The organism is Microcoleus sp. N9_B4 (assembly GCF_036701635.1).
Classification (GTDB): domain Bacteria; phylum Cyanobacteriota; class Cyanobacteriia; order Cyanobacteriales; family Microcoleaceae; genus Microcoleus.
This window is the reverse complement of sequence record NZ_JAUBRC010000063.1, coordinates 1-12326: the sequence shown is the minus strand read 5'-3', so window position 1 is coordinate 12326 and position 12326 is coordinate 1. Positions and strand designations below refer to the sequence as shown.

Sequence of the window (12326 nt, the reverse complement as noted above, 5' to 3'; positions counted from 1 at the left end):
GCGTTTCAGCAGCGCTCAAAAAAGTGAGCGCAATTGCGCTCACTTTTTTCAGAAACAATAATAGTCTGTATCCAATTGGACACAAAATTTTAGATTCTCCAGTTTCCAGGCAACTTGTTTAAAAAACTGAGGCTTTCAGGATTGGAGATTGGAAAAAGCATTATGAATTCAACATCGAAAATTGAAAGTCCCAAATCCCCAGATGCCAAAATCGATCTGCGTGGTACTCCGTGTCCTCTGAATTTTGTCCGCACTAAACTGCGCTTGGAGCAAATGGCACCGGGTGCTGTTTTGGAGGTGTGGCTGGATGCTGGGGAGCCGATCGAACAAGTACCTGATAGTCTCAAAATGGAAGGCTACCAGATTCTCGAAACGCAATTTGTCGCGGATCAGCCGGAGTCGGGCTATTTTTCCATGAAAGTGCAGCGCCCAGAAGACAAGGAAGCAGGATGAGTCTGAATTCGTCCTCGATCGTGGGTACTGTAATTGCTGTTCAGGCTAACTTCTACCAAGTGAGGTTAGATCCCGAAGTCTCCATTGACGGGAAAAATGCTCCCCTCGCGGATTCTCCGATTCTCCTGTGCACTCGTCGCACTCGACTCAAAAAAATTGGCCAACAGGTGATGGTGGGCGATCGCGTGGTGGTAGACGAACCGGACTGGACTGACCGCCGGGGAGCAATTTCTGAAGTCTTCCCCCGCCAAACAGAACTCAACCGCCCGCCTGTAGCTAATGCCGATCGCATTCTCCTCGTTTTTGCCCTTGCTGAACCAGACTTAGATCCCGCATCATTAACTCGGTTTTTAGTCAAGGCCGAATCTACAGGTTTAGAAGTTAGTTTGTGCCTGAACAAATGCGATTTGGTCACGCCCGATGAGTTGGAACAGTGGCGCGATCGGCTTTCAGGCTGGGGCTACGAACCAATGTTTATTAGCGTCCGCAGCGGTGCAGGAGTCCAGGAAGCCCCCGCTAATGGTCAAAATGAAGTTTATGCCTCGGAACCAGCTTTCCATGACTTAGTGGAGAATATAGAGCCATCTCTGCTGAGTTATGAGGATAACCCCCAAGTTCCAAATTATGTCAAGCCGTTACATCCGTTAAACCCCGTACATAGCCCGTTGCCGAACTTGCTTCTAGACCACCTGCAAGGAAAAATAACGGTAATTTGTGGCCCTTCTGGGGTTGGCAAGTCCAGCTTGATCAACCAACTGATCCCGGCGCTGAATCTACGAGTGAACGCTGTTTCCGGCAAACTCGGCCGCGGGCGCCATACGACTCGCCACGTCGAACTATTTGAACTCCCCGGCGGCGGACTTTTGGCCGATACTCCGGGCTTTAATCAGCCGGCTCTCGAATGCGATCCCTCAGAGTTAGCGGAATATTTCCCAGAAGCGCGCCAGAGGCTGGCTTTGGGTAGCTGCCAGTTTAGCGACTGTTCGCACCGAGACGAGCCTAACTGTGTGGTGCGGGGCGGTTGGGAGCGCTACGAGTATTACTTGAATTTTCTCGAAGAGGTGATCGTCCGCCAGCAACAAGAGCAAAACTCTAGTAGCGCCGAATCGAGTTTGAAGCAGCAAACCAAGTCGGATGGTACGCAGCATTACGAACCGAAGCTGCAAACTAAAAAATATCGTCGCTCTTCCCGCCGCCTTCAACACCAATCACTCCAAGATATGTGTCAAGACTTAGAGGAATTGTGAGGAAGTCGCCGCCCATCGCCCGTAGGCACTAGAAAACAGTACCAAGGCTTACTCAGAAACCGGGTTTCCTCGACGAAAATACTTGCTTGCATCCCGATGCCCCGTTCGCAAAACCGGCTTTCTTTAGTCGCGAGTGCGTAAGTCCTGAGTACATTAATAGCTAAAATTAAATGGCCTTAGATTTGTTAAAAAAAGTAGAACAGAAGCAAAAGTTAGCGGGTACTGCAGGAGCAAAAATATTGTGAATATTCAAGAACTGTTTCAAAAAGGCGGCCCCGCCATGTGGCCCCTGTTGCTGTTATCGATTCTATCTTTGAGTACCATTATCGAGCGCTTGTGGTTTTGGGCAAGCCTCCTGAGCAAAGAAAAGCAGATAGTTAACCGGATTCTGGAAGCGGCTCGCAGCGATTGGGGGGCGGCTAACGAGATTGCCAGACAAGCTAACCGACAGCCGATCGGGCGATTTCTTTCTGCACCCCTGCGGCTTTACAATCCCGAACCAGATTTGTTTCGACTCGCACTCGAAGCTGCAGCCGATGAAGAGTTGGCTTCGATGCGCCGCGGTGACAAAATCTTAGAAGCGACGATCGCTCTAGCACCTTTGCTGGGCTTGCTGGGAACAGTTTTGGGCTTGATTAACTCGCTCAGTTCCATCCGTCTGGGCGACATCGGCACCTCGGCAACAACTGGCGTAACTTTGGGGATTAGCGAAGCCCTGATCACGACTGCTACTGGGATGGTAGTAGCAATTTTTACCTTGGTGTTTTATCGCATATTTCAAGCTTTTTTGTTCAACCAGGCAAAAATATTTCGCAAAGCTGGAAATGAACTGGAATTGCTTTACAGGCAATACTGGCCTGCAGCTAATGCTAAGGGTCGAGCACCCGGTGCAGAATACAGCAATTCTTCTTTTGGTGCAGATGGTTTGAACAGGCGTTCTCCCAATTCTCAAGAATCGGGAGAACGGAACCGGGAGCCGAAATTGAAAGGTTCCGATCCGGCTGAAGATTCACCTTCTAATAATTAAAACTCCTGAGAACTGATGAAGATTAATCTAGATACTCCTGCTGAAGAGGCTCGGATTGAACTGGTGCCTTTAATTGACGTGATCTTTTGCATTCTGACGTTTTTTCTCCTGGCTGCTTTGCAACTGACTCGCCAGCAAGCAATTAATGTCGATTTGCCTAAAGCGAAGACGGGACAAACACAGATGCGAGAGATGCTGATTGTCAGCATTGACGATTTCGGTCAAACTTATATCGACCAATTGCCTGTTAATTACCAACAGCTCGATCGAGTTTTAAAGAGTTTCCAAAGCCAAAATCCTACGGGGTTGATGGTGCTGTACGCTCCTCAAAATGCTAGATATGCCAAAGTTGTCGAGGTTTTAGACAAATTGAGAGAGGTAGGGGGCGATCGAGTTGCCCTGGCAACTCTTCCTAGTTCGGCTTCCTCCCCATTGCCCAATACCTCGCTGCCCAATTCTGGCATTCCTGCGGCACCTGCGATCGGAAATTCCGGTCAACCTCTGCCGTCTCCTGTGCCTCCGGGGCAGCAACAGTTCAACCCAAATCAGTTTCAATCTCCTCTCCCCGCTCCCGGGCAGCAGCAGTTCAATCCCAATCAGTTTCAATCTCCTCTCCCGGCTCCACAGCAGCCTAGCAACTCTGGGGCAAATCAGGGCATTCCTCCTGTTTCGCCTGCACCCGCTGCTCCCAATTTCAGTCCCGGAATCGCCACTCCACCGCAGGATGGCGGGCCCTCGAATTAGTTAAAAGGAAGAAGGTTCGGCAACGAGCAATGTACGGGATGTAACGGATGTCAGTCCGATGTCCGTCCGATGTCGGTCGGAAGAATGGAGAAGGAAGAAGGAAAAAGGGAGAACAGAGAAATACAAATTTTCCCAATCTCCTCATCTCCCCCTCTCCCGCTCTTCCCCTCTCCTCATCTCCCCCTCTCCTCATCTCCCCCTCTCCCGCTCTTCCGCTCTCCTCATCTCCTCATCTCCCGCTCTTCTCCTCTCCCCTTCTCCCCCTCGCGCAGAGAATCTCCGCCGGATTTGGTATAAAGGGCTTCAATTCTTTTGGTTCGTACTGAGCCTTTTTTCTCTTGACAAGTAGATACACTTGTATGTGCCTGCGGAAGGAACTTTTGCAGACATCTCGCCATCTCTATCGCTAAGTAAGTTATTTCCTAGGACAGATGGTAATTTTGTCAAATAATTGTTACCTTTTGTAATATAGACTAAAGCCAGATGGGCCATCGGGCATCCCGAAACCAACGGTCGATCGCTGAAACAACTTACAAATCTGGTTAATCCAGGTGTTCACTTTTAAGTCACCTTTACTTACAGAGGAGTCAAAGTCATGAGCCAACCAGCAGAATTGTCTTTGGAACAGCAATTTAGCCTGTGTTCCTTCAAAACACAGGTAAGTGACATGAGCCGCGAACAAGCTCAGGAGTTTTTGGTCAAGCTTTACGAGCAAATGATGCTGCGGGAAACAATGTACCGCCATTTTCTGAAACACCACTGGGGTTTAGAACCTAACCCAGGCGTTGAGTAACCAAGAGTCGCAGTCGGCGACCTCCGTCTCTTACTCACTTCCCTCATGCGGAAAGGAGTTGGGGGTGATGGGGCGTCACTCGAAGGCAGAAGGTAGAAGGCCTGTATCGAGACTTGAGGAAAATTGGACAGTTTCTTTGTGGATTTCACTCGAATTGGGGAGTCGAGCTAAGCAGTTTGTCGATCGACACCACCGGAGAGCGCAAAAATAATTTATCGCGCCTCGACTCGAAAATTGGATAACTATTAATAAAAAGTGTTAATTTTTTAACCACTTAAAATTTTCAACAAATTCAATATATTTGTCTTTAGTTGCAGCGGATGAGGTGAGACAACAATGGCGCTAGTCGGACATCTGAGCGCGACCTCCGACTAGCAAAACCTTCAGTTTTCACATCAATCCCTAGAACTGGCAACTGTGGACTCAAGAAAGAGTTATTCCGGCTGACGTTCCAGAGTCGCCTCCATTGTACTCGTCAAGTAATGACCAGACATGATGCCGCTAGATTGGTAGTAGCGGTTGTCATCAACCCGGTGAAGGGTATCAAAACCTGTCCGGCGCTGGCGTTCGTCTCCCAATACCCAATAACGCTGGACGATCGACTGGGGAGCAATCCAACCTTCGCCCTCGACGCGGGCGAGTTCGCTGTGTTGGAGTACAAAAGTATACTGCCGTTCATCGCTGTTGAGGTGTCCTCGGTACTGCAAAATAATCTCTTCGCGATCGCCTCCAGGAAATACGAGCTTGGTCACCATACTGAACCAATCTGTTCGGTTCCAGCTCACTAAAGTTTTGCCTTTAACCGTAATTGGCACGCCATTGCGCTCAATCCAGCTTCCTTCGAGCGTCCATTGGCCAGATTCCATTAAAAACGTGTGAGCCACAGTGCTGTTCCTATGCTTTTCCTGCTGGCTACAATGCTGGTGCAACAACGCACAGCCGTTGTCCCTCAGACTCTATGCTATCACGCCCAACTATGCCAACAAGAGTTAATTTCTCCTAAAAGTACCGGTGTCCGGGCACCAGTAACTTGAGGCAGATTGCCGGGAATGCCCCGAACTCGCCATGCGGCTAAAACCGCGAAAGCGATCGCCTCTTTAAAATCTACATTCAAGCCTGCCTCAGAAGTAGTCAACACTTGCACTGGATGCAATTGAGATTGCAATCGGCGTTTTAAGTAGAGATTGTGGCTGCCGCCCCCGCATAGTAAAACTCGATCGGGCATAGCCGGTAAAAAAGTTTGGTAACTGTGAACGATCGAGGCAACAGTCAGTTCTGTCAGAGTAGCCAGCACGTCAGCAGGACTGAGGTTGTAACCTTGGGCCTCGACCAAACACCTGTCAAAATAGTCTACACCAAATAGCTCTCGCCCCGTTGATTTCGGCGGTGCTTGGCGGAAGAACTCTGATGCGAGCCAATCCTCGACTAAAGCTTGACAGGGAGTGCCCGATGCCGCCCAAGCTCCACCTTCGTCGATCGTCTTAGTGCCGCCTGAGAAGTGCTGTACTGCCAAATCCAAGAGGGAATTCCCCGGGCCTGTATCCCAGCCCGATATGCCATCCCCAAGACTGAAAATCTCAGACTCGTGATTGTTTCCCCTTTTTCCTCTTGCCGGAAGATAGGTAACATTGCCAATTCCCCCCAGATTTTGGATGCAGAGGCTGATGTTGGGTTCCGCCAGCAGGCAGGCATCAACTATTGACACTAAGGGTGCTCCTTGACCCCCAGCAGCAATGTCTGCCGATCGAAAGTTACTGACAGTAGTAATTCCTGTCAATTCCGCAATTAGCGCGCCCCGCCCGATTTGCAAGCTGTAGCCCATTAACGCACCGGCGCTGTCTTTCTGCGCTTTCCCAGCAGGTCGGTGGTAGACGGTTTGACCGTGAGAGCCGATTAATTCTGCCTTATCATATTCTGCTTGAATTGTCAATGCCGCCGTGGCAAATTCTTGGGCGATGGCATCATCTAATTCCGCTAGTTCAGCCATTGACAAAGCTGAGCCACTGCAAACCGAGAGAATTTGCGATCGCAAATTAGCAGGATAAGGGAAAGTCTTGCCGGCCACCAATTGCACTTTCAAGTCTGTTTGGGAACCGACCACATCCACCAAAGCAGCATCAATGCCATCCACCGACGTGCCGCTGATCAAACCGATAACGCGGGTCATTCTATTTTAGATTTTAGATTTTAGATTGTTCAATTTTTCGATTTTTCGATTTTTCGATTTTAGATGGTCGGGTGCGTGAGGGCGATCGAATATTATTTGAGGTCGATCGTTACGATCACCACAGTAATATTATCGCGTCCACCTTTATCTTTAGCTGCTTGAATTAAAGCATTTGCAGCACCTTCGCACGCGCGAATCGACTTCAGAGGCGAAGCTATCAAAGGATCGGAAAGTTCTTCAGTCAAGCCATCGCTGCAGAGCAGCAAGCGATCCCCAGGCTGCACGTCCACCGGCAAAATATCTATCTCCCGCAAATCATCGCGGCCCAAACACTGGGACAAAACGTGACGCCAAGGATGAGTGCGAGCCTGGTCAGGAGTTAGAGCCTTTCTTTTCACAGCCTGAGCCACCCAAGTCTGGTCTTCAGTAATCTGTTCCAAGCGAGATCCGTGCAGTCGGTACAAGCGAGAGTCCCCGATATTAGCGCACCAGGGTCGGCCCTCATCCCTAAACATTAGAACCACAGCCGTAGTTCCCATATCAGCACGCTCCGGGTGGTCGAGCTGATCCGTCAAAATTGCTTGATTGGCAATTAAAAAAGCCTTTTCCAACAACAGCGGAGAATCCTCTGGCCCTTCCCAATGTTCGAGCAAATAAGATTGAATCGCCTGAGTCGCAATCCTGCTCGCTTCTTGACCTCCGGCGTGTCCTCCCATTCCATCGGCCACTATGAAAAATCGCCCGTCAGAGTCTATGTAGTACGAATCCTGATTTACGGAACGAACTAGCCCTGTGTCTGTCTTACCTGCGAAAGAGCGTTTCATAGATTGGGTGATTGGACTCATCGAACTTGAAAGCTTGATTTAATGGGGTGCGATTTTTTATTCCAAAACTTAAATCCCGAACGGGCTTGAAATTCTGCAGCCCGCGATCGCGAGTTTTGGAAAAATTGCACTTCCTTGACCTCATATTGTAGATCGTTTGATGGTAATCCCATCTTAAAATTTCGGTAAATCCAGTAAATTCAGCAGCACCTGCAAAAAAAACTGGATTTATACCCAAAATTAGAGGTTTTGCTGGCGAAAAACTTAGGCAGCAAACGGTTTTTTAGCCTCAAAGCGCCTAAGTGTTGTAAATTTCAGCAATCTGTGGTCAGCCAGCCAAAACTTAACATTCGATGTCAAATTTTGGCTGGCGAGAAATCTCAAACCTGAAATTTCAAATCGCAAATTGCACAATTATGACATCCTGTCTAAACGATCGATCCGCTTGAACAAACGCAGCATAGCAAACCCTGCACCCGCCGCCAGCAGTGCCACAGCGACAGCCGGCCAGACTTGATTGCTGACAAACAAAATTGTCGCCGACAAAGTAAAAGCACTCATCAGCAAAGCATAATTGGTACCCATTTGAGCGCTGCTCATGCGGCGAAGCAAGCGCTCTGTTTCGGCAGAACGGACGCGAATCCGCAAATCTCCCTGTTCGAGTTTATCAATAGTCTCCTCAATCCGGCGGGGCAAACCCAAAGCACTCGAACTCACCTGAGCCGCCTGACGGCCGATTTCGTTAAAAATGCTGCTACTGGTATCATGGCCATTTCCATTAGTCATAAGCTGCATGGCAAAAGGTTGTGCCACCTCCATAAAGTTGAACTCGGGATCTAAACCTCTGCCCACCCCTTCGATGGTGGAAAAAGCTCGCATTACAAAAGTAAAAGTAGCTGGGAAGCGAAAAGGTTGGTTGTAGGCAATATCGTAAAGGTCGTCGGTAATCGCGCTCACAGACTGATTTTCAAAAGGCTTGTCCATGAAGTTATCCAGCATATACTGGATGCTGCGGCGCACCGGACTCATATCACCCGTAGGCACTAAAGCTCCCAAATTGATCAGAGAATCCATAATCCGCTGTCCATCCTTGGAAGCAATGCCGTAAAGCGTCTCCATCAGTCCTTCGCGGACGTTCGACTGGATTTGCCCCATCATGCCAAAATCGTAGAAAATCAGACAACCGTCAGCACTAACAGCGATGTTGCCGGGGTGTGGGTCAGCGTGGAAAAAGCCGTCGTTGAGCAACTGGCGCAAATAAGCTTTTGCGCCCAACTGAGCGATTAATTTACGATCGATACCGGCCGCTTCCAAAGCTTCGTAGTGGCTGATTTTAATTCCCGGCAGGTATTCCAAAGTCAGCACTCGCGGAGCCGCGTACCGCCAATAAACCCTCGGCACCCGCACCCAGTCACAGTTGCTAAAATTGCGGCGAAAAGTATCAGCATTGCGGCCTTCATGGAGATAGTCAATTTCCAGCCACAGAATGCGACAGCATTCCTCATAAATCCCCATCCAATCTCGGCCGCGGCCCCACTTAGGATGGTTTTGAAAGTAGCGGGCAATTCCTTTAAGAATTTGCAAATCGATCTCGAACAGTTTCCGCAGCCCCGGTCGCTGCACCTTGACCACCACTTCCGGGCCCGAATGCAATTGAGCTTTGTGTACCTGACCCAGACTTGCAGCGGCCAAAGGCACTGGGTCAAAGCTGCGGTAGAGTTCTTGAACTGTCTTGCCCAAATCTTGCTCGACAATTACCTCCAACTGCTCGTAGCTGAAAGCAGGCACTTTATCTTGCAGCTTAGAAAGTTCCTCGACAAACTCTGCGGGGAACAAGTCGGCGCGGGTGGAAAATAACTGCCCAACTTTAATGAAAGTGGGCCCCAAATCCAAGAGTGTTTCTCGAACCCAGATAGCTTGAAAGCGGCGTCTGGCAACTTTCTTGTCTTCAGTCACGCCTCCCCAGTAGCTCCAATTTTTGCTGTCGAGCCAGAGGGAAGCCAGCCAGAGCAAGACAAAGGCCCAAATGTCGAAGAAGCGCCGCTTCCGGGAGTATTTTTCGCGATTCCAGCGATAAGCTTTACTTTTGTAGGATTTACTAGCAGTTTTTGGCTCATCGGCTTCGCCAGTGTGCTTGGGGGAGCGCTGGCGATTAACAGAGTCATCAAGGAGAGCAGACACTTGGGTTCCCAACTTGCTTATTTTATGTTGTTGCTTTGATTGGAAGTAGGAGCGCAGGAGCGCAAAGCAATGCGCTCACGTAGTAAATAATAGTTGTGGTCGAATCGATCGCTACGGCAAACTGCTGCGGTAGCGTTGCAATTCCGATCGCACCAGAGCCACTTCGGCGCGCAGATCGTCAATAGTCGCTTGCAAATCTGCAGGATGGATGTCTTGAATGGTGGTGGTGCTTGCAGTGCCAGTTCTGGTCTGCATCGCCTCATCCGAAGCTCGATTTGCCCGTTCCACAACTCGATCGGTGAACTGTCGCAGGCGTTCTCTTTGTTCGGCGTCAAATTTGCCGAGTTCAGAGAAAGCGTTGGTTGCTGCGCTTTCTAATTGCTCGTACAGTGCTTCGGCAAGTGCTCTGCCTACAAAAAAAGCATGAACTGGGGGTTTACTCATAAAAAATCTCTGTGCGCTTCCGCAACAAATTATAACTTGCTTGTCCCCGATGATGCTTGCTCCCAAAGGAAGGAAGTTTGGGGGAATTGACTCTCCCACCCCGAGTGTCGGGGATAGGATTGTTGAGATTTAGAACAGTCTAACGCGCCACGGCGTAGCCCAAAAGCGTCGCTTACACTGGCTCAAATTCGAGGTTGGGGTTGCTTTGTACCAAAATGTTTGCAGCTTGGCAGTATTAATACGCGACATCACACCACCTCAGCGCCGCGCACATATTCTAACATAATTTAAATCAAAATAGAAAACAGTCCTGCATTTTTTTGCGGGCATTTGGATTGGAGAGGGAATAGGAAATATTCGATAAACTCAGACGGCGACTGTTGGGATTTTCAGATTATACCGAAGTTTTTGGAAGATAGTCGTTGGCTAGGTAGGGCCTTATTATCTCAACTACTGAGCGGATATTTGCTGACTCATAAAACGAAGTATTTGTCCGCACTTTGAACCAACAAAAACCATACTAATTTGTCGCAGGTTCGGGAAAAGGCATCGTGGGATCTGCCACAGGGGGTGGTGAATCAGGTGCGATCGAACTATCTGAATTGTTGCCACTGCGGCTCGGTATCGCAGGCTCAGGCGATCGCTCGATCGGCGAGGCTATTACTGGCGACGGGGATTCCGACGGCGGCAGGGTTTCAGCGCTAGCACTCCCAGGGGCAGGCGGGGCGGGTGCGGCGGGCGGTTCTGGTGGCAGGGGCGCAACTTCCGGTACTGGTGCGGCTTCTGGTTGGGGTTCTGGCTCGATTTCGCTTTGAGGCTCTGGAATGGGGGACTCAGAAGGCTCCTCAGCAGATTCGGGCGTCGGCGATGGCTCCGGTTCCGCTTCGGGCTCTGGGGCGGGAGTTTCCTGGCTTGGAGACTCAGAAGGTTCGGCGCTAGTTTCTGAGGGTTCGTCGATCTGTTCGGGAATGTTGCTGGTGTCTAAGGGGGGTTTGGGACGCTTGTTGAGTTCGATCGGGTAGAGAGGGCTGCTTTCGACAGACGGCTGCCCGAACATCGGCCCTGACAAATCGCGGGATTTGAGCAAATCTTCGAGAGATGGGAAGGACTCAATTTTGGGCCGATTACTGAGACTGGTACTGTTGTACTGCGATGCTAGGTCAAAACCCATCCAGCCTGCAATTGCAGCCGTTACCACAAACGCCAGAAAAGTCAACTGTGGCGGGGGAGGTGCGGGCAATTTTAGACTTTGCTTGCCTTTTCTTTTTACTGATACTCGCTCTGTTTCTTGCAGCATGGTGAGCCAATTTTCCACTGTCTGAGGGCGGTTGTGGGGGTCGATTTCGAGTCCCTGAAGGATGGCTCGCTCGATTCCTGGGCTGAGGTTGGGCTGAAATTGCCGTAACTCAGTCAAGGGAATGCGATCGCGCAGGGGTGCTGCTACGGGCGCCACGCCGGAGAGTAAGTAGTAGAGGGTGGCTGCGATCGCGTAGATGTCAGTGGCCGGTGTACATTTACCGTCATGGAGGTATTGTTCGATCGGCGCGTACCCGGGGGAGAGCAAGTTAGTGTGGGTTTGTTGGGTGCCGGCGGTAAAGCCGCGGGCAATTCCGAAATCTATTAACATTACGACGTGAGAATCGGCTCGCCGGATAATATTTTCTGGCTTGATATCTCCGTGCAGCAATCCGCTGTGGTGAACTGTACTTACGGCTGAGGCTATCTGCCGAATATAGTGCAGGGCCTGGGCTTCTGGCAGCGGCTGATCGGTTTCGACTATTTGGGCAAGAGTTTGCCCCGGAATGTAGTCCATTGCGACAAAAGACTGTCCGGCTTCTTCAAAAAAGTCGATGACTCTGACAATATTGGAATGCTGACACCGCGACAGGCGTTGGGCTTCGGCAATAAACTGCTGCTGAAATTGGGCAGATTCTGGGTGTTGGCGCAGACTTTCGTTGAGGGTTTTGAGTACGACTGTTTGGTTTAAATGGGTGTGGATAGCTCGGTAAGTGATGCCGAACCCTCCTATACCTAAAGTCGCGTTAATTTTGTATTTGCCCTGTTGCAGGACTGTTGCTGAGGCTAAGTTCATCTTCAGTTGATGCCGTTTCCCAAACTATGCTACCGCCTTTGGGTTATTTCGCAGAGTTAGGGGTGAGGTTCGATCGATCGGCGCCCTCATTTCAGCTTTAGCTCTGCTATATCTTTAATCTTTGGATCCCCACGTCATTTTATCTGTATTGACATCCTCACGCCCGCTAAAGCCACGGTGATTCCAAACATCACTGTTTGGGCTTCCTCTTTCTGCGACCCGACTTACTTGAAGGAGTTTCCTCACTCAAACAGAGGTCGATGTCTCCAGAGGCGTTATACAGCACTTCCGGATGTTATGAGGTACAGTAGCAGCAATTAGTAAACCAGTTTTTGAGATGTTTCGGATTAATTA

11 protein-coding genes are annotated in these 12326 nt (G+C 49.8%); 5 read left to right on the top strand and 6 right to left on the bottom strand.

Going from position 1 to position 12326, the window contains the following annotated elements:
- Positions 1 to 162: 162 nt before the first annotated feature.
- From QUA43_RS27535 to QUA43_RS27515, 5 genes are all read left to right on the top strand, one after another.
- The gene (locus tag QUA43_RS27535) at positions 163 to 453 is read left to right on the top strand and encodes a sulfurtransferase TusA family protein (RefSeq protein ID WP_333378454.1); all 291 of its coding nucleotides are present in this window, start codon (positions 163 to 165) and stop codon (positions 451 to 453) included.
- A complete protein-coding gene (gene rsgA / locus QUA43_RS27530; RefSeq protein ID WP_333378451.1) occupies positions 450 to 1700 on the top strand; it encodes a ribosome small subunit-dependent GTPase A in 1251 nt (416 codons plus the stop codon). The genes QUA43_RS27535 and rsgA overlap by 4 nt, the downstream gene beginning before the upstream one ends.
- Positions 1701 to 1941: 241 nt before the next feature.
- Complete coding sequence (locus QUA43_RS27525) at positions 1942 to 2727, top strand: MotA/TolQ/ExbB proton channel family protein (protein ID WP_333378448.1); 786 nt, start codon at positions 1942 to 1944, stop codon at positions 2725 to 2727.
- A 15-nt stretch (positions 2728 to 2742) separates the two neighbouring features.
- The gene (locus QUA43_RS27520) at positions 2743 to 3471 is read left to right on the top strand and encodes a biopolymer transporter ExbD (RefSeq protein WP_333378445.1); all 729 of its coding nucleotides are present in this window, start codon (positions 2743 to 2745) and stop codon (positions 3469 to 3471) included.
- Positions 3472 to 4066: 595 nt separating this feature from the next.
- On the top strand, positions 4067 to 4264 hold the full coding sequence (locus QUA43_RS27515) for an NblA/ycf18 family protein (RefSeq protein ID WP_006635253.1): 198 nt from the start codon (positions 4067 to 4069) through the stop codon (positions 4262 to 4264).
- A 434-nt stretch (positions 4265 to 4698) separates the two neighbouring features.
- Here the strand turns inward: QUA43_RS27515 and QUA43_RS27510 are convergent, their stop codons facing one another.
- The 6 genes from QUA43_RS27510 to QUA43_RS27485 all read right to left on the bottom strand — a co-directional run bounded on the left by QUA43_RS27510 (position 4699) and on the right by QUA43_RS27485 (position 11972).
- Entirely contained in the window at positions 4699 to 5148 is a 450-nt protein-coding gene (locus QUA43_RS27510) for a hypothetical protein (protein ID WP_333042233.1), read from the bottom strand.
- Between the two features lie 80 nt (positions 5149 to 5228).
- On the bottom strand, positions 5229 to 6431 hold the full coding sequence (locus QUA43_RS27505) for an anhydro-N-acetylmuramic acid kinase (protein ID WP_333378441.1): 1203 nt from the start codon (positions 6429 to 6431) through the stop codon (positions 5229 to 5231).
- A 92-nt stretch (positions 6432 to 6523) separates the two neighbouring features.
- Positions 6524 to 7255 (bottom strand): PP2C family serine/threonine-protein phosphatase, encoded by a 732-nt coding sequence (locus QUA43_RS27500; protein WP_333064224.1) that lies wholly within the window; start codon positions 7253 to 7255, stop codon positions 6524 to 6526.
- 414 nt (positions 7256 to 7669) lie between these two features.
- The gene (locus tag QUA43_RS27495; RefSeq protein WP_333378438.1) at positions 7670 to 9436 is read right to left on the bottom strand and encodes an AarF/ABC1/UbiB kinase family protein; all 1767 of its coding nucleotides are present in this window, start codon (positions 9434 to 9436) and stop codon (positions 7670 to 7672) included.
- A 111-nt stretch (positions 9437 to 9547) separates the two neighbouring features.
- Positions 9548 to 9880: a DUF6825 family protein gene (locus QUA43_RS27490; protein WP_333378435.1), complete on the bottom strand. Its 333-nt coding sequence runs from the start codon at positions 9878 to 9880 to the stop codon at positions 9548 to 9550.
- A 520-nt stretch (positions 9881 to 10400) separates the two neighbouring features.
- On the bottom strand, positions 10401 to 11972 hold the full coding sequence (locus QUA43_RS27485) for a protein kinase domain-containing protein (RefSeq protein ID WP_333378433.1): 1572 nt from the start codon (positions 11970 to 11972) through the stop codon (positions 10401 to 10403).
- Positions 11973 to 12326: the final 354 nt, after the last annotated feature.